This window comes from Pseudomonas sp. NFX71, assembly GCF_048079215.1.
GTDB classification, from domain to species: domain Bacteria; phylum Pseudomonadota; class Gammaproteobacteria; order Pseudomonadales; family Pseudomonadaceae; genus Aquipseudomonas; species Aquipseudomonas fluorescens_B.
This window is the reverse complement of sequence record NZ_CP182230.1, coordinates 409,363-435,391: the sequence shown is the minus strand read 5'-3', so window position 1 is coordinate 435,391 and position 26,029 is coordinate 409,363. Positions and strand designations below refer to the sequence as shown.

General features: G+C 59.1%; 27 protein-coding genes and 1 pseudogene. 18 read left to right on the top strand and 10 right to left on the bottom strand.

The annotated features are described in order from the left end of the window. The first annotated feature begins 23 nt into the window (after positions 1 to 23). On the top strand, positions 24 to 878 hold the full coding sequence (locus ACM1ZW_RS02070) for a D-hexose-6-phosphate mutarotase (RefSeq protein WP_017340429.1): 855 nt from the start codon (positions 24 to 26) through the stop codon (positions 876 to 878). A 153-nt stretch (positions 879 to 1,031) separates the two neighbouring features. Here ACM1ZW_RS02070 and ACM1ZW_RS02065 read toward each other — a convergent pair whose 3' ends face one another. Continuing rightward, the gene (locus ACM1ZW_RS02065; protein WP_172825977.1) at positions 1,032 to 1,892 is read right to left on the bottom strand and encodes a MurR/RpiR family transcriptional regulator; all 861 of its coding nucleotides are present in this window, start codon (positions 1,890 to 1,892) and stop codon (positions 1,032 to 1,034) included. A 226-nt stretch (positions 1,893 to 2,118) separates the two neighbouring features. Here ACM1ZW_RS02065 and zwf point away from each other — a divergent pair, with 226 nt between their 5' ends. The 4 genes from zwf (at position 2,119) to ACM1ZW_RS02045 (ending at position 5,895) form a co-directional block, all read left to right on the top strand. Next, positions 2,119 to 3,588, top strand: coding sequence for a glucose-6-phosphate dehydrogenase (zwf, locus tag ACM1ZW_RS02060; RefSeq protein WP_017340427.1), 1,470 nt, complete (start codon positions 2,119 to 2,121; stop codon positions 3,586 to 3,588). Further along, complete coding sequence (gene pgl, locus ACM1ZW_RS02055) at positions 3,575 to 4,288, top strand: 6-phosphogluconolactonase (protein WP_017340426.1); 714 nt, start codon at positions 3,575 to 3,577, stop codon at positions 4,286 to 4,288. Before zwf ends, pgl begins: the two co-directional genes overlap by 14 nt. A 17-nt stretch (positions 4,289 to 4,305) precedes the next feature. Next, positions 4,306 to 4,971, top strand: a complete 666-nt coding sequence (locus tag ACM1ZW_RS02050) for a bifunctional 4-hydroxy-2-oxoglutarate aldolase/2-dehydro-3-deoxy-phosphogluconate aldolase (RefSeq protein ID WP_017340425.1) — start codon at positions 4,306 to 4,308, stop codon at positions 4,969 to 4,971. A 198-nt stretch (positions 4,972 to 5,169) separates the two neighbouring features. Beyond that, the gene (locus ACM1ZW_RS02045) at positions 5,170 to 5,895 is read left to right on the top strand and encodes an intradiol ring-cleavage dioxygenase (protein WP_416740089.1); all 726 of its coding nucleotides are present in this window, start codon (positions 5,170 to 5,172) and stop codon (positions 5,893 to 5,895) included. A gap of 2 nt (positions 5,896 to 5,897) precedes the next feature. On the opposite strand, the gene ACM1ZW_RS02040 is transcribed toward ACM1ZW_RS02045, so the two are convergent. Together ACM1ZW_RS02040 and ACM1ZW_RS02035 are read right to left on the bottom strand one after the other, a co-directional pair. Then, a complete protein-coding gene (locus ACM1ZW_RS02040; protein ID WP_416740088.1) occupies positions 5,898 to 7,079 on the bottom strand; it encodes an aminotransferase class V-fold PLP-dependent enzyme in 1,182 nt (393 codons plus the stop codon). A gap of 9 nt (positions 7,080 to 7,088) precedes the next feature. Continuing rightward, a complete protein-coding gene (locus ACM1ZW_RS02035) occupies positions 7,089 to 7,325 on the bottom strand; it encodes a DUF3820 family protein (RefSeq protein WP_017340422.1) in 237 nt (78 codons plus the stop codon). 203 nt (positions 7,326 to 7,528) lie between these two features. Here ACM1ZW_RS02035 and ACM1ZW_RS02030 point away from each other — a divergent pair, with 203 nt between their 5' ends. From ACM1ZW_RS02030 to ACM1ZW_RS02015, 4 genes are all read left to right on the top strand, one after another. Beyond that, positions 7,529 to 7,996 (top strand): ferritin-like domain-containing protein, encoded by a 468-nt coding sequence (locus ACM1ZW_RS02030; RefSeq protein WP_017340421.1) that lies wholly within the window; start codon positions 7,529 to 7,531, stop codon positions 7,994 to 7,996. 156 nt (positions 7,997 to 8,152) lie between these two features. Beyond that, the gene (locus ACM1ZW_RS02025; RefSeq protein WP_017340420.1) at positions 8,153 to 10,141 is read left to right on the top strand and encodes an FUSC family protein; all 1,989 of its coding nucleotides are present in this window, start codon (positions 8,153 to 8,155) and stop codon (positions 10,139 to 10,141) included. After that, positions 10,128 to 10,334, top strand: a complete 207-nt coding sequence (locus tag ACM1ZW_RS02020; RefSeq protein WP_416740087.1) for a DUF1656 domain-containing protein — start codon at positions 10,128 to 10,130, stop codon at positions 10,332 to 10,334. The genes ACM1ZW_RS02025 and ACM1ZW_RS02020 overlap by 14 nt, the downstream gene beginning before the upstream one ends. A 10-nt stretch (positions 10,335 to 10,344) precedes the next feature. Beyond that, entirely contained in the window at positions 10,345 to 11,208 is an 864-nt protein-coding gene (locus ACM1ZW_RS02015) for an efflux RND transporter periplasmic adaptor subunit (RefSeq protein WP_416740086.1), read from the top strand. 153 nt (positions 11,209 to 11,361) lie between these two features. On the opposite strand, the gene ACM1ZW_RS02010 is transcribed toward ACM1ZW_RS02015, so the two are convergent. Further along, on the bottom strand, positions 11,362 to 11,832 hold the full coding sequence (locus ACM1ZW_RS02010) for a MaoC family dehydratase (RefSeq protein WP_008151121.1): 471 nt from the start codon (positions 11,830 to 11,832) through the stop codon (positions 11,362 to 11,364). A 40-nt stretch (positions 11,833 to 11,872) separates the two neighbouring features. Then, complete coding sequence (locus ACM1ZW_RS02005) at positions 11,873 to 12,817, bottom strand: lysophospholipase (protein ID WP_416740085.1); 945 nt, start codon at positions 12,815 to 12,817, stop codon at positions 11,873 to 11,875. 227 nt (positions 12,818 to 13,044) lie between these two features. Between ACM1ZW_RS02005 and fadD2 the strand changes: the two genes are divergently transcribed. Further along, entirely contained in the window at positions 13,045 to 14,733 is a 1,689-nt protein-coding gene (gene fadD2 / locus ACM1ZW_RS02000) for a long-chain-fatty-acid--CoA ligase FadD2 (protein WP_017340416.1), read from the top strand. A gap of 359 nt (positions 14,734 to 15,092) precedes the next feature. Then, positions 15,093 to 16,793 (top strand): long-chain-fatty-acid--CoA ligase FadD1, encoded by a 1,701-nt coding sequence (gene fadD1 / locus ACM1ZW_RS01995; RefSeq protein WP_017340415.1) that lies wholly within the window; start codon positions 15,093 to 15,095, stop codon positions 16,791 to 16,793. Positions 16,794 to 17,002: 209 nt separating this feature from the next. Here the strand turns inward: fadD1 and ACM1ZW_RS01990 are convergent, their stop codons facing one another. Further along, positions 17,003 to 17,380, bottom strand: a complete 378-nt coding sequence (locus ACM1ZW_RS01990; RefSeq protein ID WP_017340414.1) for a hypothetical protein — start codon at positions 17,378 to 17,380, stop codon at positions 17,003 to 17,005. Between the two features lie 200 nt (positions 17,381 to 17,580). On the opposite strand from ACM1ZW_RS01990, the gene ACM1ZW_RS01985 reads away from it, so the two are divergent. The 3 genes from ACM1ZW_RS01985 (at position 17,581) to def (ending at position 19,436) form a co-directional block, all read left to right on the top strand. Next, on the top strand, positions 17,581 to 17,772 hold the full coding sequence (locus ACM1ZW_RS01985) for a CsbD family protein (RefSeq protein ID WP_017340413.1): 192 nt from the start codon (positions 17,581 to 17,583) through the stop codon (positions 17,770 to 17,772). Between the two features lie 171 nt (positions 17,773 to 17,943). Next, on the top strand, positions 17,944 to 18,900 hold the full coding sequence (locus ACM1ZW_RS01980) for a YihY/virulence factor BrkB family protein (protein WP_414877893.1): 957 nt from the start codon (positions 17,944 to 17,946) through the stop codon (positions 18,898 to 18,900). Next, a complete protein-coding gene (def, locus tag ACM1ZW_RS01975) occupies positions 18,897 to 19,436 on the top strand; it encodes a peptide deformylase (protein ID WP_017340411.1) in 540 nt (179 codons plus the stop codon). Before ACM1ZW_RS01980 ends, def begins: the two co-directional genes overlap by 4 nt. A 35-nt stretch (positions 19,437 to 19,471) precedes the next feature. Here def and ACM1ZW_RS01970 read toward each other — a convergent pair whose 3' ends face one another. After that, the gene (locus tag ACM1ZW_RS01970) at positions 19,472 to 19,888 is read right to left on the bottom strand and encodes a GNAT family N-acetyltransferase (RefSeq protein ID WP_414877894.1); all 417 of its coding nucleotides are present in this window, start codon (positions 19,886 to 19,888) and stop codon (positions 19,472 to 19,474) included. A 359-nt stretch (positions 19,889 to 20,247) separates the two neighbouring features. Then, positions 20,248 to 20,850: a glutathione transferase GstA gene (gene gstA, locus ACM1ZW_RS01965; protein WP_416740084.1), complete on the bottom strand. Its 603-nt coding sequence runs from the start codon at positions 20,848 to 20,850 to the stop codon at positions 20,248 to 20,250. A 99-nt stretch (positions 20,851 to 20,949) separates the two neighbouring features. Here gstA and ACM1ZW_RS01960 point away from each other — a divergent pair, with 99 nt between their 5' ends. The 4 genes and pseudogenes from ACM1ZW_RS01960 (at position 20,950) to ACM1ZW_RS01945 (ending at position 24,316) form a co-directional block, all read left to right on the top strand. Next, positions 20,950 to 21,822: a LysR family transcriptional regulator gene (locus tag ACM1ZW_RS01960; protein ID WP_416740083.1), complete on the top strand. Its 873-nt coding sequence runs from the start codon at positions 20,950 to 20,952 to the stop codon at positions 21,820 to 21,822. Positions 21,823 to 21,940: 118 nt separating this feature from the next. Then, the gene (locus ACM1ZW_RS01955) at positions 21,941 to 22,591 is read left to right on the top strand and encodes a peptidase inhibitor family I36 protein (RefSeq protein ID WP_416740082.1); all 651 of its coding nucleotides are present in this window, start codon (positions 21,941 to 21,943) and stop codon (positions 22,589 to 22,591) included. Between the two features lie 405 nt (positions 22,592 to 22,996). Continuing rightward, positions 22,997 to 23,773: pseudogene (locus ACM1ZW_RS01950) on the top strand (PAS domain-containing protein); the annotation flags it as partial. Between the two features lie 3 nt (positions 23,774 to 23,776). Continuing rightward, entirely contained in the window at positions 23,777 to 24,316 is a 540-nt protein-coding gene (locus ACM1ZW_RS01945) for a methyl-accepting chemotaxis protein (protein WP_416740790.1), read from the top strand. A 231-nt stretch (positions 24,317 to 24,547) separates the two neighbouring features. On the opposite strand, the gene ACM1ZW_RS01940 is transcribed toward ACM1ZW_RS01945, so the two are convergent. Together ACM1ZW_RS01940 and ACM1ZW_RS01935 are read right to left on the bottom strand one after the other, a co-directional pair. Further along, positions 24,548 to 25,096 carry a hypothetical protein gene (locus ACM1ZW_RS01940; protein WP_414884272.1) on the bottom strand — a complete coding sequence of 183 codons (549 nt, stop codon included), beginning with the start codon at positions 25,094 to 25,096 and terminating at the stop codon, positions 24,548 to 24,550. A 178-nt stretch (positions 25,097 to 25,274) separates the two neighbouring features. Beyond that, positions 25,275 to 25,907, bottom strand: coding sequence for a glutathione S-transferase family protein (locus ACM1ZW_RS01935; protein ID WP_414877896.1), 633 nt, complete (start codon positions 25,905 to 25,907; stop codon positions 25,275 to 25,277). Between the last annotated feature and the right edge of the window lie 122 nt (positions 25,908 to 26,029).

The following is a 26,029-nucleotide window of genomic DNA, read 5'->3' as shown; positions in this document are numbered from 1 at the left end:
GATGATTTTCAGGACAGTGGCACATGCATGAGCATCCGCTACAACGCTTCTTCAAATCCTTGCGCGAACGTCCGATGTTTGCGTGGGAGCGCTATCAGATGCGCGATGTGCTGGTGATCGATCATCCGCTGTGTCAGGCGGTGTTCAGTCGGCAGGGCGCGCAATTGCTGCACTTCCAGCCCAAAGGGCAGAAACCGTGGCTCTGGTGCGCGGCGAAGTGGCCCCACGTGGGTGCGATTCGTGGCGGCGTGCCGGTGTGTTGGCCATGGTACGGACGGCATCCGAGTGAAAACGCATGGCCATCCCATGGCTGGGCGCGGTTGCTCGACTGGAAACTGCTCGACAGTAGCCATGACGACGACGGCGTGCACCTGCACTGGCAACTGCAGTTGTGTGACTGGCAAGTAGACCTGCATGCCCACCTTGGCGAACGCATGGCGTTGCGCCTGAGTACCGAGCATCAGGACAGCCTGCCGTGCCAATTGAGTCAGGCGTTGCATGCTTACTGGCGTATTGGCGATGTTGGCGAGATAGCGCTGTCTGGGCTCGACGGTGCGCAAGGTTATGACCAGTTGAACCGCCAGGCTTGCCAGCAGGAAGGCGAGTTGCGGGTGGAGGGTGGCTGTCAACGCGTGTTCCAGCATGACGGCGAATTGCAGCTCAGGGATCACGCCTGGCAGCGGGAATTGTGCATTGATACCGGGGAGGATGCGGACACGGTGGTCTGGCATCCCGGTTCGCGTCCGCTATTGGGCGTCAGTTGGAACGAGATTTCCGAGTTTGTCTGTGTGGAAGCGGCAAGCGGTGGGACCGATAGCCTGAGCCTGGCGCCGGGGCAGAAGGCTCATTTGAGTTTGCAGGCGCGGGTGGGAGTTTAGTTCAGGTGCGGCAGTGTCTGGACTACCGCCATCGCGAGCAGGCTCGCTCCCACAGGGGGTTGGTTTTGAACACAAATGCTGTGTTCACCGAAGATCCAATGTGGGAGCGAGCCTGCTCGCGATGAGGCCGAACCGGTCAGTAGAGATTTCGGATCAGTTGAACTCATCCCCCACCGGATACCTGCTCGCATTCAAACTCTCTTTGATCTTGCGCAAATGCGGCTGGAAATCCACACCACGGCGCAACGTCATGCCGGTGGCGAGCACATCCAGCACCGTCAATTGAATGATCCGCGACGTCATCGGCATATAAATGTCGGTGTCTTCCGGCAGCGGGATGTTCAGGCTCAGCGTACTGGCCTTGGCCAACGGCGAACCTTCGGCTGTCAGCCCAAGCACCGAAGCGCCGTTTTCCCGGGCGATACGCGCCACTTCCACCAGTTCGCGAGTGCGGCCGGTGTAGGAAATGATCACGAACAACTCGCCGGTGTGGGCCACCGACGCAATCATGCGCTGCATCAGCACATCCGCATGGGCGGTGACGGCGAGGTTGAAGCGGAAGAATTTGTGCTGCGCGTCCAGCGCCACCGGGGCCGAGGCGCCGAGGCCGAAGAAGTGGATCTGCCGGGCCTGGATCAACAGGTCGACGGCGCGGCTGATCAGATTCGGGTCCAGGGCCTGCAAGGCACTGTCCAGCGACGCGATGGCGCTGCCGAAAATCTTCTTGGTATAGGCTTCCGGATTATCGTCGGCCTCGACCGCACGGCTGACATACGCCGCGCCGCTGGCCAGGCTCTGGGCCAGCTGAAGTTTGAGTTCCGGGTAGCCGCTGACGCCGAATGAACGGCAGAAGCGGTTGACCGTCGGCTCGCTGACCTTGGAGGCCTGGGCGAGGGCGGCGATGCTGAACCGGGTGGCCTGCTCTGGGTTGAGCAGGATCACTTCGGCGACTTTGCGTTCGGCCTTGTTCAGGTCTTCAAGGCGATTCTGGATCTGTTCCAGCAGATTTCGCACGCGGTCCATATGATTTCCTAGGTTCTGCAATGCAAATAAGGGCTCGGCTATGCAAATTGGGCCTTTGATGCGACCCCAAGCGGTGGCCTATCCTACTGATGGCTCCGACTGACCACCACTCGGAATCTGTATTTTGCGAAAATGTTGTGGTTATTACTACATTTTTGCTTGAGCGATGCCTTGAAAAAAGGTATTTGTAGCTTAACTTGATAAAAGAACAAACATCATGCCTTCGATTACGGTTGAACCGTGCACCTTTGCCTTGTTCGGCGCGCTTGGCGATCTGGCCTTGCGCAAGCTGTTTCCTGCCCTCTATCAACTCGATGGCGCAGGCCTGTTGCACGAGGACACGCGCATCATCGCGCTGGCCCGTGAGCCGGGCAGCGAGCAGGAGCATCTGGCGTTCATCGCTTCCGAGCTGCGCCGCTACGTCGGCGCCAAAGAGCTGGACGAAGCGGTGGTCGAACGTTTTCTGGCCCGCCTGACCTATCTGCACGTCGATTTCCTCAAGTCCGAAGACTATGTGGCCCTGGCCGAAATGGCCGGCAGCGCCCAGCGAGTGATCGCCTACTTCGCCACGCCGGCCGCTGTCTACGGCGCGATCTGCGAAAACCTGGCGAAGGTCGGTCTGGCCGAGAACACCCGTGTGGTGCTGGAAAAACCCATCGGTTCCGACCTGGAATCCTCGCGCAAGGTCAACGACGCCGTGGCGCAGTTCTTTCCGGAGAACCGCACCTACCGCATCGACCACTACCTGGGCAAAGAGACCGTTCAAAACCTCATCGCCCTGCGTTTTGCCAACAGCCTGTTCGAAACCCAGTGGAACCAGAATTACATCTCCCACGTGGAAATCACCGTGGCTGAAAAGGTCGGGATCGAAGGCCGCTGGGGCTACTTCGACAAGGCCGGTCAGCTGCGGGACATGATCCAGAATCACCTGTTGCAACTGCTTTGCCTGATCGCCATGGACCCTCCGGCCGACCTGTCCGCCGACAGCATCCGCGACGAGAAAGTCAAAGTGCTCAAGGCGCTGGCGCCCATCAGCCCGGAAGGCCTGACCACCCAAGTGGTGCGCGGCCAGTACATCGCCGGTTACAGCGAAGGCAAACCGGTTCCCGGCTACCTGGAAGAGCCGAATTCCAACACCCAGAGCGACACGGAAACTTTCGTCGCCCTGCGTGCCGACATCCGCAATTGGCGTTGGGCCGGCGTGCCGTTTTACCTGCGCACCGGCAAGCGCATGCCGCAGAAACTGTCGCAGATCGTTATCCACTTCAAGGAACCGTCGCACTACATCTTCGCCCCCGAGCAGCGCCTGCAAATCAGCAACAAACTGATTATCCGCCTGCAACCGGACGAAGGCATTTCCTTGCGTGTGATGACCAAAGAACAAGGCCTGGACAAGGGCATGCAGCTGCGCAGCGGTCCGTTGCAGCTGAATTTTTCCGACACCTGGCGCAGCGCACGGATTCCCGATGCCTACGAGCGGTTGTTGCTGGAAGTGATGCGCGGCAATCAGAACCTGTTTGTCCGTAAAGATGAAATCGAAGCCGCGTGGAAGTGGTGTGACCAGTTGATCGCCGGGTGGAAGAAATCCGGTGATGCGCCCAAGCCGTACGCGGCCGGGTCCTGGGGACCGATGAGCTCCATTGCTCTGATCACGCGGGACGGGAGGTCGTGGTATGGCGATATCTAATTTGAAACTGCCTCAGGGCGTCAGCGCCCATGAGTTCAAGAGCCCGGTGTTGCTCGCCGATGGTTTGGCGCTGAAGGTGGCCAAGCAACTGAGTGACGCTATCGACGCTCGCGGGACCGCGACGCTGGTGGTGTCCGGTGGACGCAGCCCGGTGGCGTTTTTCCAGAACCTGGCGAAACAGAAACTGGATTGGTCCAAGGTCGTCGTGACCCTGGCTGATGAGCGTTGGGTGCCGGTGGAACACGCCGACAGCAACGCCGGTCTGCTCAAGCGTTACCTGTTGCAGGGTCTGGCGGCGAAGGCTCAGTTCCTGAGTCTGTACAGCGCCAGCGCCAACCTTGAACAAGCGGCCGAGCAAGCCGACCGTTTGCTCGCCGAGTTGCCTGCCATCGACGTGCTGGTACTGGGCATGGGCGACGACGGCCACACCGCGTCGTTGTTCCCGAACAGTCCGAACCTGGCCGACGCCTTGAAAGTCGACGGCACACGTCGTTGCTACCCGATGCTGGCGCCGACCGTGCCGCATCAGCGCCTGACCATGAGTCGCGCGCTGCTGGCTTCGGCCAAACACACCGTTCTATCGATTTCCGGTCAGTCCAAGCTGACCACCCTGAGTGCCGCATTGGCCGGTGACGATGTCGCCGCCATGCCGATTCGCGCGTTTCTGCAACCTACGTTAGAGATTTACTGGTGCCCATGAGCCAAGGAACAGCCGCTATGACAACCCCATCCCCGACCGTTTCCATGGCGGACAAAGTTGCCCTGATCGACAGCCTCTGCGCCAAGGCGCGGATCCTGCCGGTAATCACCATTGCTCGCGAACAGGACGTGCTGCCGCTGGCCGACGCCCTCGCGGCCGGTGGCCTGACAGCCCTGGAAGTGACCTTGCGTTCGCAGTTCGGCCTCAAGGCGATCCAGATCCTGCGCGAGCAGCGTCCGGAACTGGTGACCGGCGCCGGCACCGTGCTCGATCGCCACATGCTGGCCGCCGCAGAAGCTGCCGGGTCGCAGTTCATCGTCACGCCGGGCATCACCCGTGACTTGCTCGAAGCCAGCGTCGACAGCCCGATCCCGCTGTTGCCGGGCATCAGCAATGCCTCGGGCATCATGGAAGGCTACGGTCTGGGCTATCGCCGCTTCAAACTGTTCCCGGCGGAAGTCAGCGGCGGCGTCGCGGCGATCAAAGCCCTGGGCGGCCCGTTCGGCGAAGTGAAATTCTGCCCGACCGGCGGCGTCAGCCCGGCCAACATCAAGAGCTACATGGCGTTGAAAAACGTGATGTGCGTGGGCGGTAGCTGGATGCTTGATCCGGAGTGGATCAAGAACGGTGACTGGGCCCGCATTCAGGAATGCACCGCCGAGGCCTTGGCGCTGCTGGACTGATCTGCTTTTACCTGACACTTCGTTGTGTGTTCTACGGCTTTAACGGTGCGCTTGGTCGGTGCACCGTTTTTTTTTGCCCAATGAAAACCACTGAACCTGTGGTGGCATTCGAGACAGGACATCACGCGATACATAGTTACCGCATCTCGCCGCTCATCCGGCGTTAACCTGCGTTCATCTTATGGAAGAGAGAACGTCATGGACGACAACACCTCAGTGATATCCGCACAACCGGCTTGCCTGCTGTCACCCGAACAGATCGCCGGCCCGTATTTTCGAAACCCTAAACTGATCAGGCGAAACATCAGCGAAGGCATGGACGGCCTTCCTCTGGTGCTGAAACTGACGATCGTCGATGCGATGACCTGCCAGCCGGTCACCGGCGCCATCGTCGATATCTGGCATTGCAATGCGCGTGGTGCGTATTCGGGCTGGAGCAGGATCGACCCGGACAAGGAAGTCGACAACGGCGATATCGGCGCGATCCCGCGTACCGATGACGATACCTACCTGCGCGGCGGGCAGTTCACGGATCAGAAAGGCATCGTGCGCTTTACCACGATCTATCCGGGTTTCTATGCCGGACGCGCGTTGCACATCCACGTCGCAGTCCGAGTCACCGCAGGCAACAACTATCTCGAAGAACGGCATGTCGCCTGGGTCGGCCAGCTGTACTTCCCTGAAGCGGCTTCGCGTTCGGTGCTCAACACCCGGCAATACAGTGGCCGAAGCGTCGCGCCACTGACCAACGATCAGGATGTTCTCTATGAAACCATGGGCGGCGAAGCCTCGACCCTGACCGTTCACACCCTCAGTCGAGACTCGAAAGAAGACGGGTTTTTCGGCCAAATGACCATTGGCATCGACACGTTCGCGGCGTCATCGCAGATCAAACCGGAGGACTTCGACAAATACACGGTCTGACGTCAGCGCAGCTCGTGCAGTGCCTGGGTCAACACGTCCATATGCGCAGCGGTGGTGGTCAGCCCCGGTGTGATGCGGATGCACGGGCCACTCGCTGCACCGCTGCGCGTCACGGTGAACAGGTTGTAGTCCTTGAGCAGCCGCTCGGCCATTGCCTGCTGATCGGCGTGCCGGGTAAAGCGCATCGCCGTGATGCCGCAATACAGTCGAGGGTCGTCCGGGGTCATGACGTCGATGCCCGCCAGATCGCGTACCGCATTGACCCAGCGGTTGCGCAGGTAATTGAGCCGTGCACCCTTGGCGGCCGAACCGCCCATGGCCCGATGCTCCTCGAACACCAGCGGCAGGGTCAGCAACGCCGGGATGTTGGGGGTGCTGTATGGCGTGCGGGCGCGAATGTCAGTGACCGGGAAATGCATCTCGCCCATGTCCGGGTCGATGTCGGCCAGGCGCTCGGGAGCGATATACATGAAGCCCAGGGTCAGCGGCGCACCGATCCACTTGTGCAGGTTGAAACCGGCGAATGCGACGCCGAGGTCATCGAGTTTGAATTCGATCTGGCCCAGTGCATGAGCGCCATCGAGGATCACGTCGATCCCGTGTTCCCTGGCGGCAGCGACAATCGCCTTCACCGGCATCACCAGCCCGGTGCGGTGAGTGACGTGGGTCAGCGCCATCAGCTTGAGCTTCGGATAACGCGCGAATGCATCGCGATAAGTGGCCAGCAAACTGTCGAAACTGGCGGGGTGCGCGTGATCGATCTCGATGACTTCAACACCGCGATGCCGCGCGAGCCAGCGCATGGCGCCTTTGACCGTGTCGTACTCCAGATCGCAGATCAGCACCTGATCGCCCGGCTGCAGTCGGTTGTAATTGCGGATCAGCGATTGCAGACCGTCCGACGCGTTGCGGGTGAGGGCAACGGATTCTGCGGCCACGCCAATCAGGTCGGCGAGCTGGGCCAGGATCGCAAGGTTTTCGTCCCGTTCGAAGCGCTGGCGTACATGGACCGAGTTGCTACGGTTGATGAGTTCGATGTTGCGTTGGTATTCCTCAATCACCGTGCGCGACATGCGTCCGAAATAGCCGTTCTCGAGGTTTATCGGGCCGGGTTCGACGGCATAGCGGTCGGCAAAGGTCTGCCAAAACATTTCATCACGGGCGCGGCGGGTGTTATCGGGCATGGGGATGGCTCAATGGCGAGGGGCGGGTTTGCCGTGTTTGGCGCGCAGCGGTTCAAGCAACTCCGACAGGCCGTTGTGATCGATTTCCTGCATCAAGGCCAGCAGTCCGCCCAGTTCGCCATGGGGGAAACCTTCCCGGGCGAACCAGTTCAGGTATTGGCCGGGCAGGTCGGCAATGATGCGGCCCTTGTACTTGCCGAAGGGCATTTGACGGGTAATCAGCAGTTCGAGTTTTTCAGGGTTCATCAATCAGTCGTCTTGAATCGGTCAGGCTGGAAAATACAGGCATTCTGCATGCAGGCCAATTGACAGATCATGCAAATAACGCGGATACAGATTTCTGGGTAAAAGTTAAGTTATTGAAATATAAGCAATAAATTATCAATTCAAAGCTGGCATGCAGGGTGCAATAGCTATTGCATCTTTCATCAACCCGCGAGGAATTGAAAATGACCGACATGAATAAAGAAGCGATCTCTGTACTCAATGACCTGATTGAAACCAGCAAAGACGGTCAGGAAGGGTTCAAGACTTGCGCTGAAGACATCAAGCACCCAGAACTGAAAACGCTGTTCATCCAGCGCTCCGCCGACTGCGCTACGGCCGCTTCGGAGCTGCAAGCGGCTGTGCGTTCGATGGGCGGCGATCCGGAAACTTCCACCAGCGTCAGCGGTGATCTGCACCGTCGCTGGGTCGACGTGAAAGCCATGTTCACCGGCAAGGATGAAGAAGCCGTGCTGAACGAAGCCGAACGCGGTGAAGACCATGCGCTGAAGGCTTACAAAGAAGCCATCGAAAAAATCAACAAGCACAACCTGGTGGGCATTCGTGATCTGGTTGAACGTCAGTACCACGGCGTGCAGCGCAATCACGATCAGGTGAAAGCCCTGCGTAACCAGGCTCGCGCACGCTCGTAAGCGCGCAAAGCCTGTCAGAAACGCCAGCCAGTCTGGCGTTTTTTTGTGCCCGGCTTTTAGCGCTGGACGATAGATAGATAGCCAGCTAATAATTTGATTTCAAGTCACTTCGGTGAACCCGACTATCGTTAAATCGTCCTTTGAAGAGTGCTTTACGTGCCTATCACTTTGCAGGCTTTGTTTGCGCCCGACCGCCGTGCCCTGCAGTTCGCGATCAAGACCCTGCTCGGCGGCGGTCTCGCGTTGTGGCTGGCATTGCGCTGGGGGCTGGAGCAACCGGCCTGGGCGTTGATGACGGCGTTCATCGTCGCCCAGCCGCTGTCCGGGATGGTGGTGCAGAAGGGCTTGGCGCGGCTGTTGGGGACGCTGATCGGAACGATCATGTCGGTGGTGTTCATGAGCCTGTTCGCACAGACGCCGTGGTTGTTTCTTCTGGCATTGGCGTTGTGGCTCGGGCTGTGTACGGCGAGTTCGACCTTGCTGCGCAGTGCCTGGTCCTATTCGTTTGTGTTGGCCGGTTATACGGTCGCAATCATCGCCTTGCCCGCCATCACTCACCCGCTGACGGTGTTCGATCAAGCGGTGGCGCGCTGCACGGAAATCTGTCTGGGCATTCTCTGCGCCACCGCCGCCAGTGCCTTGCTGTGGCCAATGCGGGTTGAACGGCAACTGGCGGATCAGGCGCGAGCCGCGTGGCAGAGTGGCATGAATGCCGCGCGCGCGACGTTGGCCGGCGACGGTCAGGCGCGCAAGGGCCTGCTGGAAATCCTCGGTCGAATTGTCGCGGTGGATGCCCAGCGCGAGCACGCCTGGTTCGAAGGCGGACTCGGCCGGCAACGTGCGCGGGCCATCAGCGGACTGAGCCAGAAACTGTTGATGCTGCTGCGCATCGCCCGTTCAGTACGGCGTCAGTGGAAGCAGTTGGAACCGCAGGAAGCCGTACAGTTGGCGCCGTGGATGACTGAGGTTCAGGAAGCGCTCGCCAGCCCGGATACAGCGACGTTGCAAGCCTTGCGACCGCGTTTGCTCGATGCCTCCCATGATCCACGGATCAGCTCTGCGCAGAGTTATTGCCTGGTCCGTTTCACATTGTTGATGGATACCGCGATGGCGGCCAACGCGGCGTTGAAGGCGGTGGAGGAGGGCAAGGAAACCGTTGAACCGCCGCGCACCCTGACGCCGCACCGCGACCTGTCATTGGCGCTGGTCTTCGGGGCGCGCAGTGCCTTGGCGTTTCTGGTGGTGTCGTGTTTCTGGCTGGCGACGGCCTGGCCCGCCGCCTCGGGCGCATTGGTGCTGACCTGCGTGGTGTGCAGCCTGTTCGCCAGTCGCGAGAACGGCGCGCAGATCGGCATGAGTTTCATGCGCGGGATTTTTCTGGCGATCCCGGCGGCGTTTATTGTCGGGCAGATTCTGCTGCCGCAATGGAGTGGTTTTGCGTTGCTTTGCATGGGCATGGGCGTGCCGTTGTTTCTGGGCGCGCTGGGCATGGCCAAGCCGCAGATCGGCGCCACGGCCACTTCGTTTTGCCTGCATTTCATCGTGCTGGTGTCACCGCTCAACGCGATGAAGTTCGACGTCGCGACGTTCTTCAACAGCGCTCAAGCCATGGTGGTCGGCGTCGGCGCGGCAGTGTTGGCGTTTCACTTGCTGATCCTGCGCAACCCGGCCTGGCATGGGCGACGTCTGCTGGCAGCGACCCTCGACGATCTCGTGCGCTTGACCCGGCGCAATTTGCCTGGCGCTGAAAGCTGGTTCGGCGGGCGCATGGCCGACCGTTTGCTGCAACTGGCGCGGCACCATCCGGAGTTGCCGGAGCCGGCGCGCAGTCGCTGGGATGACGGCTTGCTCGGTCTGGACATCGGCGACGAACTGCTGCATTTGCGCTTGAGCCTGGCCGTGGCGCAGGTGCCGGTCAGTGCGCCGCAGCGCCGCTATCTCGAGGCACTGGAAAAAGTCCTCGAACAGGGCCCGAGCGGTCGTTATGCCGATGCCCTGGAACAGCCCAGCGAAGCATTCTTGAACACCTTGTACGCGTTGCCGCCCAGCGATGCCGTGAAACTGGCACAGGGCGCGGTGCTGCAATTGCAGAACAGCTGGCGCGCGTGGTGCCGTCAACAGGAGCAAAGCCATGGGCTTGCGTGAGTGGTCGGCGGGGGGCGTGCTGCTCAGCCCGTTTCTGATTTATGTGCTGCTGGCGCTGCTCGTCACCGGGGCCTTGCGCCTGCTGTTGCGCCTGACCCCGGCCGGCCGCTGGATCTGGCACGAAGCGTTATTCGATTGCGCCTTGTACGTCTGTGTATTGACCCTGATCACCGTCGTCCTCGGACCTTTATAAGGAGTTGAACATGCGTACATCCGTACGTGTCGCGGTTACCCTGTGCCTGGTGGCGGTGGCGATTTTTGCCGGTTTTCATTTGTGGCAGTACTACATGCTCACGCCGTGGACCCGGGATGCGCGGATTCGCGCCGATGTGGTGGTGATCGCTCCGGATGTGTCAGGCTGGGTGCGTGAGCTCAAGGCCTTCGACAACCAGTCGGTGAAGGCGGGCGACCTGTTGCTGAGCATCGACCGCGACCGGTTCGAAGCCGCGCTGGAGAAGGCGCAAGCGGTGGTGCAAACCCGTCAGCAGCAACTCAATCTGCGTGAGCGCGAAGCCAGTCGCCGTGCTGCCCTCGGCCCGCAAGCCATCAGTGCCGAGCTGCGCGAGAACGCGCAAATCAACGCCGGCATCGCCCGTGGTGAACTGCGCGAAGCCCAGGCCGAAGCCAAGGTCGCTGAACTCAACCTCGCCCGAAGCGAGGTCCACGCGCCGCGCAGCGGCCACATCACCAACTTGCGTCTGGCCCAAGGCAATTACGTGAATGCCGGGCAAGCGGTGATGGCGCTGATCGACGATTCAACGTTCTATGTGCAGGCGTATTTCGAAGAAACCAAACTGCCGAGGATTCGCGTTGGCGATCCGGTAAAGGTCTGGTTGATGAGTGCGGGCGAGGCGCTGCAAGGGCATGTGGAAAGCGTCAGCCGCGGGATCACCGATCGTAACACCACGCCGGATGGGCAGTTGCTGGCGGAAGTGGAGCCGACGTTCAACTGGGTGAGACTGGCGCAGCGGATTCCGGTGCGGATCAAACTGGACGAAGTGCCCGAGGGGATCAATTTGAGTTCGGGGATGACGGCGAGTGTGCAGGTGCAGGAAGGCGACCGGTAGCAGTCCCTGTGACGAGGGCGCTTGCTCCCGCTGGGGTGCGAAGCACCCCCAAAATCAGGCACCGCGTTTAATCTGGTGAACCGAGGTGACGTTTATTGCGACTGCTTCGCAGCCGAGCGAGAGCAAGCTCCCTCGCCACAGGGGAGCGGTGAATCAGCCGATGCTGATCGCCGGCAACGTTGGCAACGTCACGGTTTGCTGTTTGCGCGGTGCCAGAATTTCCGCTTCGCCATCCACTACCAACTCATCACGCTGGTTGAACACCCGCGTCGCAATGCGCACACGAAACTTCGGCAGCTTTTCCAGGATCTCCAGACGCACCGTCAGCGTGTCGCCAATTTTCACCGGCTTCTGAAAGCTCATCTGCTGACCAATATAAATGGTGCCCGGCCCAGGCAACTCGCAGGCAACGGCGGCGCTGATCAGTGCACCGCTGAACATGCCGTGAGCGATACGCTCCTTGAACATGGTGCCAGCGGCGAATTCAGCGTCCAGGTGCACCGGGTTGTGATCACCGGACATCGCGGCGAACAGTTGAATGTCGCGCTCTTCGACCGTCTTGCTGTAGCTGGCGGTCTGCCCGACTTCAAGGGCTTCGTAAGGGGTGTTGGTAACCTGGGTCATCGGTTTTAATTCCTGTGACAAATAAAAAAACCACAAAAAACTATTCGGATCGGGGTGGGCGGCGGTGGCTCAGGGCGTGCGCGATCCAGCTCAGCACATCGGCTGTCACTTCATCGCGATTGCTCTCGTTGAACAGTTCGTGCCGTGCCTGCGGGTAAATCTTCAGTTGCAGGCTCTGGCTGCCAGCGGCACGCAGTGCATCGGCCAGATCTTTCAGACGCTTGCCTTCACTCACCGGATCACATTCACCGCCAATCACCAGCAGCGGCAGGCCCGGATCGATCTGGGCGAGATTGGACGCTTTGCTGATTTGCTGCAAGCCGCCGAGCAAATCGATCCAGAACTGATTGGTGCAACGAAAGCCGCAGAGCGGGTCGTTGGCGTATTTGTCGACTTCGGCCGGGTCGCGGCTGAGCCAGTCGAACGCGGTGCGCACCGGTTTGAACTTCTTGTTGAACGAGCCGAACGACAGCCATTCGATCAGCGCGCTGCGCCCCTTCGGCCCCTGGCGCAAGCGTTCGAGGCGGGCGATTTGTCGGGCGGCGCGATAAAGCGCCACCGGTTGAAAGTTCGAACCACTGAGCACCGCCCCATACAGGCTGGCGCTGTGATGCAGCAGATAGGCCTGGGCGATGTAACTGCCCATGCTGTGGCCGAGCAGCACGATCGGCACGCCGGGATGCTGCTGGCCGATGTGCTGATTGAGGCTGGCGAGGTCACCGACGACCTTGCACCAGCCATCGTCATCGGAGAAATGTCCGAGAGTCCCGTTTTCGGCAGTTTTGCCATGTCCACGCAAGTCAGGTGCGTAAACGCCATAGCCCTGTTCACAGCATTTTTCCGCCAGACGGGCATAGCGAGCACTGTGTTCGGCCATGCCGTGGGCCACCAGGATCACCGCTTTCAATGGTGCGTCGGGCAGCCACTGGTTGACGAAGAGGCGGCTGCGGTCACTCGCGGTCAACCAGAAGGTGTCGTGGATCATGGCGATTCCTTTGCATGGGCTCGGTGCATTGTATAGCGCATCCTTCACCGGGCGTCTGATCAGGCCACGCCACGGCACCAAGATTCACACGATCAATGACGGACGTTGGCATATTTGCCTGATTCGTCATAGCTGCTAGTGTCCGTGAAGCTCCGCTTTTTGCTTTTTGTTTTTCTGACAGTGCAGAGAGTGGCCCCGGATCGGTTCAGGTAAAGAGGACAAGAACAATGCAACCTGATTTCTGGAATGACAAACGCCCGGCCGGCGTACCCCTGGACATTGATCAAGGGGCTTACAAGTCGGTGATCGAGGTGTTCGAGCGTTCCTGCAAAAAATTTGCGGACCGCCCGGCCTTCAGCAACATGGGCGTGACCCTGACCTACGCCGAACTGGAACGCTACAGCGCCGCGTTCGCCGGTTACCTGCAAGCCCACACCGACCTGGTGCCGGGGGATCGCATCGCGGTGCAGATGCCCAACGTCCTGCACTACCCGATTGCCGTGTTCGGTGCGTTGCGCGCCGGGCTGATCGTGGTCAACACCAACCCGCTGTACACCGCACGGGAAATGCGTCATCAATTCAAGGATTCCGGTGCCCGGGCGCTGGTCTACCTGAACATGTTCGGGCAGAAGGTCCAGGAAGTGCTGGCCGACACCGACATCCAGTACCTGATCGAAGCGAAGATGGGCGACATGATGCCCACCGCCAAAGGCTGGCTGGTCAACACCCTGGTGAGCAAGGTCAAGAAAATGGTCCCCGACTATTCCTTGCCGCAGGCCGTTTCCTTCAAGAGCGCGTTGCGCATGGGCCGGGGCCTGGGCATCAAGCCGCTGGACGCCGGCCTCAGCGATATCGCCGTGCTGCAATACACCGGCGGCACCACCGGCCTGGCCAAGGGCGCGATGCTGACCCACGGCAACCTGGTGGCGAACATGCAGCAGGCGCGGGCGTGCCTGGGGCAGTTCGGCAACGATGGCCAGCCGCTGCTGCGCGAAGGCCAGGAAGTGATGATCGCGCCGCTGCCGCTGTATCACATCTATGCCTTCACCGCGAATTGCATGTGCATGATGGTGACCGGCAACCATAACGTGCTGATCACCAATCCACGGGACATCAAGGGCTTCATCAAGGAACTGAAGAACTGGCGGTTTTCGGCATTGCTGGGGCTCAACACGCTGTTCGTTGCGTTGATGGACCATCCGGATTTCAAGACCCTGGATTTCTCCAGCCTGAAACTGACCAACTCCGGCGGCACTGCGCTGGTCAAGGCCACCGCGGAGCGCTGGGAGCAACTGACCGGGTGCCGCATCACCGAAGGCTATGGCCTGACCGAAACCTCGCCGGTGGCGTGCACCAACCCGTACGGCGACAAATCGCGGATCGGCACGGTCGGCCTGCCGGTGCCGGGCACTACGCTGAAAGTCATCAACGATGAAGGTGTCGAGCAGCCGATGGGTGAGCGCGGCGAACTGTGCATCAAGGGCCCGCAGATCATGAAGGGCTACTGGCAGAAACCCGAGGCCACTGCCGAAGTGCTGGATGCCGAAGGCTGGTTCAAGTCCGGCGACATCGCCGTGATCGATCCGGACGGTTTTGTGCGCATCGTCGATCGCAAGAAAGACATGATCATCGTCTCGGGTTTCAACGTGTACCCGAACGAGATCGAAGACGTGGTGATGGCTCACCCGAAAGTCGCCAACTGCGCGGTCATTGGTGTGCCGGACGAACGTTCGGGCGAAGCGGTGAAGTTGTTTGTGGTGGCGCGAGAGTCGGGGGTCAGCCTTGAAGAGCTGAAGGCCTACTGCAAGGAAAACTTCACGGCGTACAAAGTCCCCAAGCACATTGTGTTGCGTGAGTCGTTGCCGATGACGCCGGTGGGCAAGATTCTGCGGCGGGAGTTGCGGGATATCGCCTGATCGGTCATAGATCCGGGCGGTCCCAAAAGATCGCAGCCTTCGGCAGCGCCTGCAGGGAATCGTATTCCTCCGTAGGCGCTGCCGAAGGCTGCGATCTTTTGCTTTTATGGCCCGGTTTTAAAGGCTTTCAGGGATTTATAGAATTATTGCTCTAAAATGACCGCTTGTTATTCTCGAGTCACAAAAGTGACTGTAGAGGCCGCTTTTGGCTCTAGTCGGCCCTTTGCAAAGCTGCTACTCTCGGCGCGCTTTGGGACCTCTCGGCGGCTTTAACAGCCAGACTCACCCATAATCAAACACCAATAATAACCGCATCAAAATGCGGTATTTGAATTCGCGTTGCTGAGGAGTGGGCTTCCATGATCGAAGACTTCTGGAAGGATAAGTACCCTGCCGGGATTGCTGCCGACATCAATCCGGACGAGTATCCGAATATTCAGGCAGTGCTGAAACAGTCCTGCCAACGCTTCGCCGACAAACCGGCATTCAGCAACCTGGGCAAGACAATTACCTACGGTGAACTGTACGAATTGTCCGGTGCCTTTGCCGCTTACCTGCAACAGCATACCGACTTGCAACCGGGCGATCGAATCGCCGTGCAGCTGCCCAATGTCTTGCAGTACCCGGTCGCTGTGTTCGGTGCCATTCGCGCCGGGCTGATCGTGGTCAATACCAACCCGCTGTACACCGCGCGGGAAATGGAACACCAGTTCAACGACTCCGGCGCCAAAGCCCTGGTTTGCCTGGCCAACATGGCGCACCTGGCCGAGACCGTCGTGCCGAAAACCGGCGTCAAGCATGTCATCGTCACTGAAGTGGCGGACCTGTTGCCGCCGCTCAAGCGCCTGCTGATCAATAGCGTCATCAAGTACGTGAAGAAGATGGTCCCGGGGTATCACTTGCCCAAGGCCGTCAAGTTCAACGACGTGTTGAGCAAGGGCCATGGCCAGCCAGTGGCTGAAGCCAACCCGGCCAGCAGTGACGTGGCGGTGCTGCAATACACCGGCGGCACCACTGGCGTGGCGAAGGGCGCCATGCTGACCCATCGCAACCTCGTCGCCAACATGCTGCAGTGCAAGGCGCTGATGGGTTCCAACCTCAACGAAGGCTGCGAGATCCTGATCACGCCGCTGCCGCTGTACCACATCTACGCGTTCACCTTTCATTGCATGGCGATGATGCTGATCGGCAACCACAACATCCTGATCAGCAACCCGCGCGACCTGCCGGCGATGGTCAAGGAACTGTCGAAGTGGAAGTTCAGCGGTTTCGTCGGCCTGAACACGCTGTTCGTTGCCCTGTGCAACAACGAAGGTTTCCGCAAACTGGATTTCTCTGCGCTGAAAGTCACCCTGTCCGGCGGCATGGCCCTGCAACTGGCGGCGGCCGAGCGCTGGAAAGCGGTCACCGGCTGCGCCATCTGCGAAGGTTACGGCATGACCGAAACCAGCCCGGTGGCGACGGTGAACCCGATCCAGAACATCCAGATCGGCACCATCGGTATTCCGGTTCCGTCGACCCTGTGCAAAATCATTGACGATGCCGGCGTTGAACAGCCGATGGGCGAAATCGGCGAGTTGTGTGTGAAAGGTCCGCAGGTGATGAAAGGCTACTGGCAGCGCCAGGAAGCCACCGATGAAATCCTCGACAGCGAAGGCTGGTTGAAGACTGGTGACATCGCGCTGATCCAGCCGGATGGCTACATGCGCATCGTCGATCGCAAGAAAGACATGATTCTGGTGTCCGGTTTCAACGTGTACCCGAATGAGCTCGAAGACGTGCTCGCGACCCTGCCGGGCGTACTGCAATGCGCAGCCATCGGCGTGCCGGACGAGAAGTCGGGCGAAGCGATCAAGATTTTCATCGTCGCCAAACCGGGCGTGACGCTGACCAAGGAGCAGGTGATGGAGCATATGCGCGCCAACGTCACCGGCTACAAGGTGCCGAAAGCGGTGGAGTTCCGCGATGCGTTGCCGACCACCAACGTTGGCAAGATCCTGCGGCGGGAATTGCGTGATGAAGAGCTGAAGAAGATCAACGCGAAGAAAGCCACCGCGTAATCCAGCAAAAAGCCCCGCAGATGCGGGGCTTTTTGTTTATAGCGATAGGGGCGGGCTTCTGTGGCGAGGGAGCTTGCTCCCGCTCGGCTGCGCAGCAGCCGCGATCACTGCGATGGAGATACATCAGGAGTATCGCGGCGCCTGATTTGGGGCCGCTTCGCAGCCCAGCGGGAGCAAGCTCCCTCGCCACAGTTTGTCTGCGATCGGTGTTACAGGCGGAACGGCGCGAAATTGACGTGGGTGCCCGCCGGGCGCATGTCCTGCAAGTACGAATCCTTGTCCGCACTCAGTTCCAGGCTTAACGCAGCCTTGCGCTTGCCCTGGTTACGCACGACCAGCCCTTCGAGCTTCTCGCGCAGGAACACCGTCGGCACTTTCAGGTGCAGCAGTTCATCGGTGTCCGGTGTGTGCATCAGCAGGTGGATCCATTCGTACTGACCAACGGCCAGGCGTGCCACCGGGATGTCGAACCACCAGATGTTGCGGTTACGGTTCAATTCGGTGAAATGGCAGTTGTTGACGCCAAGCACAGCACCGCCGAGTTCCTGGTTTCTGCGGGCAATGGCCTGCTTTTTATCGAGTTTCATAACATTCCTACGGGATTGGATCTTCAGCGCCACGGCCTGAATACGTTGCGCATTCTCGGGGGTTGCTCGGCAAACATAAAGCCCAACCTGCACGGAACGATGAAATGTCGCCGGGAAAATAAATGAAACTCCGCGCAAACGGCTCCGGTCAATTCTTGTGTAACGACTTTTCTCGTTCAATTGTTCACAGGAGAAACACCATGAGCAGCACTGGCGATAAAGTAAAAGGCATGGCCAACGAAGCCGCCGGCAACGTCAAGCAAGGCGTCGGCAAGGCCACCGGTAACGACAAAATGCGCGCCGAAGGCGTGGTGCAGGAAAGGAAAGGCGAAGCTCAGCAAGCAGTGGGCAAAGCCAAGGACGCGATCAAAAAAGGCATCGACAAGGCTTGATTCGGCCTTGGATGAATATCAGAGGCGGCCATCCACGGATGGCCGTTTTTGTGTCAGCCTGAACTTGCACACTGAAATTGTTTCAAAGTCGCCAAGTAGGCTACTTTGATGTAGAAAACGGCCCCTGAGTCGCCACGACTTCAACCCAATCTGCGGCGAAAGGAGACGCTAATGTTTTTCCCACACATGAAAGGCCTGCGCCTGCACCGTGTCATGGTGCGCACGGTGACCGAGTTCGTCGACGACGAGATGTCGACCTATGCCTCGGCACTGGCCTATCAAATGCTGTTTTCGCTGTTTCCCTTCATCCTGTTCCTGATCGCCCTGATCGGTTTCCTGCACCTGCCGGACTTCTTCTCCTGGCTGCGCCTGCAATCGGAACTGGTCCTGCCGCCCCAGGCGCTGGAGCAGGTGAACCCGGTGATCGACCAGCTCCAGCAATCCAAGGGTGGCCTGCTGTCGGTCGGTATCGTCATCGCGCTGTATACGGCTTCGGCCGGCGTGCGCCTGATGATGAGCGCGATGAACGCCGCCTACGATGTGGTGGAGGGCCGTCCTGCGTGGAAGCGTTTTCCGCTGTCGATTATCTACACCATCGGCATTGCCGGCATGTTGCTGGTCGCCGCCGCGTTAATGGTGCTCGGGCCGCAGGTGATGGGCTGGATTGCTGCGCAGGTCGGGCTGGAAGACTTCATTGTCACGGTCTGGACGATTGCTCGCTGGCCAGTCATCGTTGTCCTGATGATGATTGCGGTGGCGTTGATCTATTACGTCATGCCCGACGTCAAGCAAGAGTTTCGTTTCATCACCCCCGGCTCGGTGCTGGCGGTGGCGGTGTGGATCGTCGCTTCCCTGGGGTTCGCGTTCTACGTCAAGACTTTCGCCGACTACAACGCCATGTATGGCAGTATCGGCGCGATCATAGTGCTGTTGCTGTACTTCTATATTTCCGCGGCGGTGCTGTTGCTCGGTGCGGAGATGAATGCGGTGATCGAACACATGTCGAACGAAGGCAAGGGCCCTGGCGAAAAGGTCCCCGGCGAGCTCGACCCTGCACATAAACACCACGTTTCGGGACTGGGTCGGGATCACTCGATCAAGCCGAACACTGACGAAGTCATCAAATGATCCGTGAAATCCTGAAAATGGGCGACGAGCGCCTGCTGCGTGTCGCTCCTCCGGTCCCCGCCGAAATGTTCGACAGCCCGGAGCTGTGGCAACTGATCGACGACATGTTCCAGACCATGGAAAGCGTCGGTGGCGTTGGCCTGGCGGCGCCGCAGATCGGGGTCGACCTGCAGCTGGTGATCTTCGGTTTCGAGCACAGCGAACGCTACCCGGATGCCGAAGCGGTGCCGCAGACCATTCTGATCAATCCGCTGATCACGCCGTTGAGCCCGGTGATGGAAGAGGGCTTCGAAGGCTGCCTGTCGGTGCCTGGCCTGCGTGGCGCGGTAAATCGTTATCAGCAGATTCGCTACGAAGGTTTCGACCCGAAGGGCGAGCCGGTCGTGCGCATTGCCGAAGGCTTTCATGCCCGTGTGGTGCAGCACGAATGCGATCACCTGATCGGCCGGTTATATCCGTCGCGGATTACCGACTTCAGCAAGTTCGGGTTCACCGAAGTCATGTTCCCGGATCTCGATCCCAACGCCGACGATTGATTTCACCGCCGCTCCCACATTAGATCTCCATGCCTCTACCTGACCGGTTCCAGCCCCATCGCAATCATCGGCTTGCTGCGCGCATAGCGGCTCAAGCGTTCGACCATGGCGTAAGGCATGGCCGGATCGAAGGTAAAACCGCGTCGTTCATAAAATCCGCGCAAATCCGGATGGCAGAACAGCCACACCGGTTGTTCGAGACCTTTCACCGCTTCGGCGATCAGCGCCGCCGCAATTCCTTGTTCGCGGCAGGCCGGATCGACGAACAAACCGGTCAGCCAATGCCCGCCCGAGACCGGACGCAAACACAGCGCGCCAATGATCTCGTCGCGCCTGGCGACCCACAATCGAGCGTCGCGCACCGCTTTCATCGACGATTGGTGGGCACGATAAAACTTGTTCATCAGCGGCCATAACGGCTCGGCGAGCAAGGTGTACTGGGTGTCGGGCATGGAGGTGATCTGTCGGTGCGCAAAGCGGGCGATTATAAAAGAACGCGCGCCCGGCGATAGGTGTATACCTGATCTCACATCCCGTATGAGTGGAGTACGTATCATGGCCAAAGGCATGGATTCAAAAAAAGCGGCAAAGAAAAAACCGGCGAAAACCGCCGATGAAAAGCGCGCAGACAAGAAGGCCAAGAAGGTGGATGTGTTCGGTCATTGATTCCCGTGAACCTGTGGCGAGGGCGCTTGCTCCCGCTGGACTGCGCAGCAGTCCCTTTTTTGGGGCCACTTCGTGACCCAACGGGAGCAAGCGTCCTCGCCACACGCATTTATGGAAGCGGGCAAGCCCGCGATGGCCTCAAGGCTTACGCGGATTCTGCGGCCAACGCCGCTTTCACCGCCGACCGCTGATCAATTCTGGCTTGAAACGCCGCCAACGCCGGCCACTCATCCAAATCAATCGCAAACAACGGCGCCCACCGCAACACCGTAAACAAATACGCATCGGCAATGCTGAACCCACCCGCCAGCAAATAATCCTGACGCTCCAGCGTCTGGCACACCACCGCAAACCGCTTGTACAACTTCTCCTTGATCTGCGCCTTCACCTGCTCCGGGAACTGCGCATTGAACAACCAACCCAACGCGCCATGAATCTCCGTCGAAACAAAGTTCAACCACTCCTGCAACCGCACCCGCTCGAACGTCCCATGGGCTGGCGCCAGGTTCGCCTCGGGGCACAGGTCCGCCAGGTACTGCAGGATCGCCGGGCCTTCGGTCAGCACTTCACCGTTGTCCAGTTGCAGCGCCGCGACGTAACCCTTCGGGTTGATGACGAGGAAGTCGGCTCCGCTCGCGGTCTGTTTGGTGCGGTTATCGACGCGAATCAATGCGAAGGGCAGGTCCAGCTCGCGCAGCACAATGTGTGGTGCGAGCGAGCAAGCGTGTGGGGCGTAATACAACTGCATCGGCAGGCCTCTGGTTCGGGGTTTTCGCCAGTGTCATAGTGCGCGGCGCCTTCGGTAAAATTAATTCTTCAGAAAACTGCCATAAGGAAAGCTACTGCCATGATGAATCTGATGCACTGGCGAATGGTGGTGGCCGTGGCAGACACAGGCAACATCACCCGCGCAGCCGAGCGCGTCGGCATGACCCAGTCCGGCGCCAGCCAGGCCCTGGCGTTGATCGAGGAAACCCTCGGCGTTCAACTGTTCAGCCGGGAAAACCGCCAGACCCTGCCAACCGCCATTGGTCTGCCGGTCATCGAGCAGGCGCGCACCATGCTCGGCGCCCTGGAAACCATCCGCAGTACCGTCGATGCCGCGAAAGGCATCGAGCGCGGGACGATTCGCCTGGCGAGTTTCCCCATGGTGCTGGCGACGTTCCTGCCGCCGCTGCTGCGCCAGTTCAATCGGCTGTATCCCGGTATTCAGGTGACTGCCCTGGAAGTCAGCGACGATGAAGTGGAAACGCTGCTCGGCGCCGGTCTGGTGGACGTGGGGGTGGTGTTGAACCCGGCACCGGAACGCAATGCCGGCCGTTTGGGGCGCGATGCCTGGGTGGCGGTTCTGCCGGGCGGCCATCCTTTGGCGCGGCGCTCGGTTGAAGAGGGTGTCGCCCTCGCCGAGTTGGCGGAGCAACCCTTTGTGCTGGCCACGGGCGGCTGTTCGACCAATGCCCGCAGCCTGGCCATCGAGGCCGGTTTGCAGTTGCATGACGTCCGGGTCGAGGTTCGCGAGTGGAGCAGTGCGTTTACCCTGGTGCGGGAGAACATCGGTGTGACCCTGGTGCCGGAAATGACCCTGCCGAGCCAGCTCCAGGGCCTGCGTGTGGTGCCGCTGAAACCGCGAATCGATCGCGAGTTCGCCTTGGTGGTCGCGGCGAACAAGCCACCCTCGGCAGCGGTGCAGGCGCTAATGGGGATGCTCTCCGAGCAATAATTCATCCGCACCGATTGTCTTGACTGTCAGTTATGACAGTAGACGGCCGCGTGTAATGTTTGGATTCTGCGCTTCAGGTCGCCGGGGTTTTCTCGGCGCTTAACGTGTGGGGTTCAATATGAACATCAAGTGGCTGGGAGTTTGCGCAGCACTGTGTGCCTGTGTCGGTTTGGCATTTTTTTTCTATGCGAAACCGGATGCTGAGGAGCTTGGCAAATATGCATTGTTCAATCCCGAGATGACGGCCGAACAGAAGGCAGATGTTCAACAGCAGATTGATCAACAGCTCAGGAGAAAAACGGGAGGACAACAAGTCAGCTCCACTCAGGTGGCTTACGAAAAAGGAGCCGTTGTGATGACGTTTCCGGTTTCAGGCGCTGAACAAAAAGATACCAACTGCGCCTATGGTTATTTTTGCGTCTGGACGGCTTGGGACTTTGGCGGCACCAAATTAGCACTGCAGAGTACGCCTTCGAATAGTCCGGTAAACCTTTCCGACTACAACATGAGCCAGCAAGTATCTTCCTGGAAGTACAACAATCAGCGGTACTCAGTGATCGTTTACGGTGTGGAAGGACCTGGCGGGCAGGGGAAGGTCATGACATGTACCCTCAAGGATTTCCATTATGAGAATGAGTGCTGTCCGTTGGGCATTCCCGAAAAAACAGAACCTGTCGGTGGGTGGATAGAGATTTATTCCGAGTCCCGCCTTATCCCGAAAAACGACACGATGATCAGTGTGGTTTTTCGCCCGATGTTTAGCAAATAGACTCGAAGCTGAACCGATTTTGTCCTCAATACTGGCCGACTAGTGGCCTTGCAAGCCGATTGCGCCTGACTATGCTCATTCCAAACCATGAAGGTCGCGATATGAAGGCCGTCATGCACTCCTCAAGAGTGCGCAACCCAAGGCACCGACGCGAGCAACAGGGAGCTTTCGACAAAGGGAATTACTTTTGAAAACATCAGGGCTGGCCCGGTCCCGGGCTATCAAGAGACGGATGTCTTGATAAGAGCGTTGCCACATGGACTCTCCGATTCAACATCATCGATCACCTGACCGTTCCTCCTGTGGAGGAATGTGTGCGCCTGTGCCATGGAACGTTGTGGTGGATACGTTGAAAGACTGAAGAACTTTCATCAATCAAAGGACCGCACTTAGGGTGATACGACCATGTTTAACCGACATCACAAAGCTGACTTGCAGGAAATCGAGCGCTACAGCTGTGCACTGAGCGAGGCCAACGCCAGGCTGGCCGCCGTCAGCCGTTCGATGGCGATGATTGAGTTCACCCCTGAAGGCATCGTCCTTGATGCCAACGAAAACTTTTGCGCCGCCATGGGTTACAGCGTCGAGGAAGTGCGTGGCAAACATCACCGGATCTTTTGCGAAGAAGCGTTTTACCGAAGCGAAGACTACGCCAGATTGTGGCGTGACCTGGCCCGTGGCGAACCGGTCAGCGGCACTTTCCTGCGCTTGAACAAGAAGGGAAAGGAGATCTGGCTGGAAGCCAGTTACATGCCGGTTTTCGGTCCCGACCGCCAGGTAAAAAGTGTGATCAAAGTGGCCACGGACGTCTCCGCCAGGATTTCCAAAGAACACGAAAACGAAAGCAGGCTCGCGGCGATCGGTCGTTCCATGGCGGTGATTGAATTCACTCCCGAAGGCCATGTGATTACCGCCAATGAGAACTTCCTGAAGACCACCCATTACTCGCTCAACGAAGTCGTCGGTCAGCATCACAGCCTGTTCTGCCACCGCGCCGAAGCCGAATCCCAGGCCTACAAAGCGTTCTGGGCCTCATTGAATCGCGGCGAATATCACTCGCACCGTTTTGAACGCAAAGATAAACACGGCCATACCATTTTCCTTGAAGCGTCCTACAACCCGTTGTTCGACACCAAGGGCCGGCTGTACAAAGTGGTCAAGTTTGCCAGCGACATCACGAATCAGGTGACCACCCTGCAAACCGCTGCCGAATCGGCCCACAGCACCTCGGTCCAGAACGACGCCTGCGCGCAGAAAGGGTCGCAGGTGGTGCAGCAAACGGTGCAGATCATCCAGGACATTTCCAAAAACTTGAACGAGGCGGCGTTGAGCATCGACGCGGTCAGCAAGCAGTCCGACATCATCGGCACCATCGTCCAGACCATTCGCGGCATTGCCGATCAGACCAACCTGCTGGCGCTTAACGCGGCGATTGAAGCGGCCCGGGCCGGGGAGCACGGGCGTGGGTTCGCCGTCGTCGCCGATGAGGTTCGCAGCCTCGCCGCACGCACCAGTCAGGCGACGCTGGAGATCGTCGACGTGGTGCGCAAGAACCACGACTTGTCATTGAGCGCGGTGTCGAGCATGCAGTCGAGTCTGAGCCGGACCGGTCTTGGGGTGGAATTGGCGAACGAGGCGGGGGAGGTGATTCTGGAGATTCAACAGGGGTCGCGGCATGTCGTGGATGCGATCAGCCAGTTCAACTCGACCTTGCAGATAAGTTGATGGCGGCAAACTGACAAGGGGCTGGTAGAGGGCACTCAAGAAAGTCTTCAGGCAAGCAAGACATCTGTGGCGAGGGAGCTTGCTCCCGCTGGGCTGCGTAGCGGCCCCAAAAATCTGACAACCATTACCGATTTTGTGAGTGCTACGCACTCAAGCGGGAGCGAGTTCCCTCGCCACAAAGGTATGCATGACCCAAGAGCGCGCTCAAGTGAACAGCATTACCCGGTGTTGTTAAAGCGACGCGAGAAACTTGTCCACCACTTGCGGGCTGCCTTTCTCGCTCACACCGTTTTCTTTCTCGGCCTGCGCCAGTTTTACCTTGTCCTGCATGCGTTCGGCCATTTCTTTAGCGACCGCCTGTTGTTGTTCCGGCGACATTTGTGACACTTCTTCTTTTGTCAGGCCCATCTCTTCCAGAATGGCGTCTTGCATGCGCTCTTCCGGGGTTTTGCTCATGTATTCCTTGAACGCGTCTGTGGCCGTACCGCCACTGAGTTTGCCTTGCGCATCGGTCGGAAGCGGCGCGTTAGTCAATTGCAGTCCCACGCGTGTTTTCGCGAACGCTTCATCAACGTTGTCGCTGATTTTGCTCGCCTCACTGACTTGCCGGGTGGCGTTTTGGGTGGCGGAATTCTGCACCTGCGCGGAGAGCGGCTGAACGTTGCCTTGTCGTTGCAGCATCACACTCTGAAGACCGGCAGCGGCTTCGGCGGTCGGATCTTCGCCGGGCTTCTTGAGGATTGGCGTCATTAGCGACTGTTTGTTTGCACTGACCAACATGATGAGTAGACCTTGTAGGTGTTTGTGGTGCAGTGCCTTCAGCAAATACTATGCCTGCATTAAAAATTACATATTTTTCAGTCGGTTAGGTTTTATTTGGCCGGCGAATGGCGCGAATCTCGCGGTTAACCTTTGCCGCCCGGCGGCAGTCGTCGACCGCCGAGAAGCCGGCATGGTTTCAAGGCAGGCCGTTGCATCCATGTTTCAGGAATCCGGGGCGCTGCGCCAACCGTTGGAAATACTCGTCGATGGCAGGAAAATCTGGACGGTCCATCGGGGTCATCAGCCAGCGGTTGACCGACAGCCCGATGACAATGTCGGCCAGTGAGAACCGGGGGCCGGCAACATAAGCTTTGGTGGCCGCGAGCTGATGTTCGAGGATGCTCATCTTCTGGTTCCAGCCGCGTAAGCCAGTGGCAATCCGGTGCGCGTCCTGGAACTCCGGGTCTTTGCGTACCAGCGCTGTAAACGCGTAGCTCCAGGACGAGTTGAGATCAGTGGCCTGCCAATCCATCCATTGCTCCACCCGCGCGCGCGCCGCGGGTTCGTGCGGCAGCAATTCAGCGTGTGAATGTTTGCCGGCCAGGTAACGGCAGATGGTGTTGGACTCCCACAGCACGCCAGCATCGTCGATGATCACCGGTACCTGTGCATTCGGGTTGAGTCGGACAAACTCGGGACTGTGGGTCGACGCATAGCCGCTGCCCCAGTCTTCTCGCTCGTAGGAAAGGTCCAGCTCGTCGCAGGTCCACAGGACTTTTCTGACGTTGATGGACGACGCTTTACCGAGGATCTTCAGTGCATGTTCCATGGAGCTACTCCGTTAGCGATTCGACGCTTCGGGACTCTAACAGTATGCCCGCCCTGGCAGGCGGTAATCGGGACAGGGAGCACCCACAAGATTAGTTGAAAACCTGCGGCATGGATGATGCG

Coding starts and splice junctions, on each gene's coding strand:
- ACM1ZW_RS01980 (WP_414877893.1), top strand. CDS start 17,944: ATGTTTTTCCCACACATGAAAGGCCTGCGCCTGCACCGTGTCATGGTG.
- zwf (WP_017340427.1), top strand. CDS start 2,119: ATGCCTTCGATTACGGTTGAACCGTGCACCTTTGCCTTGTTCGGCGCG.
- ACM1ZW_RS02035 (WP_017340422.1), bottom strand. CDS start 7,325: ATGAACCCTGAAAAACTCGAACTGCTGATTACCCGTCAAATGCCCTTC.
- ACM1ZW_RS01985 (WP_017340413.1), top strand. CDS start 17,581: ATGAGCAGCACTGGCGATAAAGTAAAAGGCATGGCCAACGAAGCCGCC.
- pgl (WP_017340426.1), top strand. CDS start 3,575: ATGGCGATATCTAATTTGAAACTGCCTCAGGGCGTCAGCGCCCATGAG.
- ACM1ZW_RS01935 (WP_414877896.1), bottom strand. CDS start 25,907: ATGGAACATGCACTGAAGATCCTCGGTAAAGCGTCGTCCATCAACGTC.
- ACM1ZW_RS02020 (WP_416740087.1), top strand. CDS start 10,128: ATGGGCTTGCGTGAGTGGTCGGCGGGGGGCGTGCTGCTCAGCCCGTTT.
- fadD2 (WP_017340416.1), top strand. CDS start 13,045: ATGCAACCTGATTTCTGGAATGACAAACGCCCGGCCGGCGTACCCCTG.
- ACM1ZW_RS02015 (WP_416740086.1), top strand. CDS start 10,345: ATGCGTACATCCGTACGTGTCGCGGTTACCCTGTGCCTGGTGGCGGTG.
- ACM1ZW_RS02030 (WP_017340421.1), top strand. CDS start 7,529: ATGACCGACATGAATAAAGAAGCGATCTCTGTACTCAATGACCTGATT.
- ACM1ZW_RS01940 (WP_414884272.1), bottom strand. CDS start 25,096: ATGTTGGTCAGTGCAAACAAACAGTCGCTAATGACGCCAATCCTCAAG.
- ACM1ZW_RS01990 (WP_017340414.1), bottom strand. CDS start 17,380: ATGAAACTCGATAAAAAGCAGGCCATTGCCCGCAGAAACCAGGAACTC.
- ACM1ZW_RS02040 (WP_416740088.1), bottom strand. CDS start 7,079: ATGCCCGATAACACCCGCCGCGCCCGTGATGAAATGTTTTGGCAGACC.
- ACM1ZW_RS02070 (WP_017340429.1), top strand. CDS start 24: ATGCATGAGCATCCGCTACAACGCTTCTTCAAATCCTTGCGCGAACGT.
- ACM1ZW_RS01970 (WP_414877894.1), bottom strand. CDS start 19,888: ATGCCCGACACCCAGTACACCTTGCTCGCCGAGCCGTTATGGCCGCTG.
- ACM1ZW_RS02045 (WP_416740089.1), top strand. CDS start 5,170: ATGGACGACAACACCTCAGTGATATCCGCACAACCGGCTTGCCTGCTG.
- ACM1ZW_RS02005 (WP_416740085.1), bottom strand. CDS start 12,817: ATGATCCACGACACCTTCTGGTTGACCGCGAGTGACCGCAGCCGCCTC.
- ACM1ZW_RS01960 (WP_416740083.1), top strand. CDS start 20,950: ATGATGAATCTGATGCACTGGCGAATGGTGGTGGCCGTGGCAGACACA.
- gstA (WP_416740084.1), bottom strand. CDS start 20,850: ATGCAGTTGTATTACGCCCCACACGCTTGCTCGCTCGCACCACACATT.
- fadD1 (WP_017340415.1), top strand. CDS start 15,093: ATGATCGAAGACTTCTGGAAGGATAAGTACCCTGCCGGGATTGCTGCC.
- def (WP_017340411.1), top strand. CDS start 18,897: ATGATCCGTGAAATCCTGAAAATGGGCGACGAGCGCCTGCTGCGTGTC.
- ACM1ZW_RS02050 (WP_017340425.1), top strand. CDS start 4,306: ATGACAACCCCATCCCCGACCGTTTCCATGGCGGACAAAGTTGCCCTG.
- ACM1ZW_RS02010 (WP_008151121.1), bottom strand. CDS start 11,832: ATGACCCAGGTTACCAACACCCCTTACGAAGCCCTTGAAGTCGGGCAG.
- ACM1ZW_RS01955 (WP_416740082.1), top strand. CDS start 21,941: ATGAACATCAAGTGGCTGGGAGTTTGCGCAGCACTGTGTGCCTGTGTC.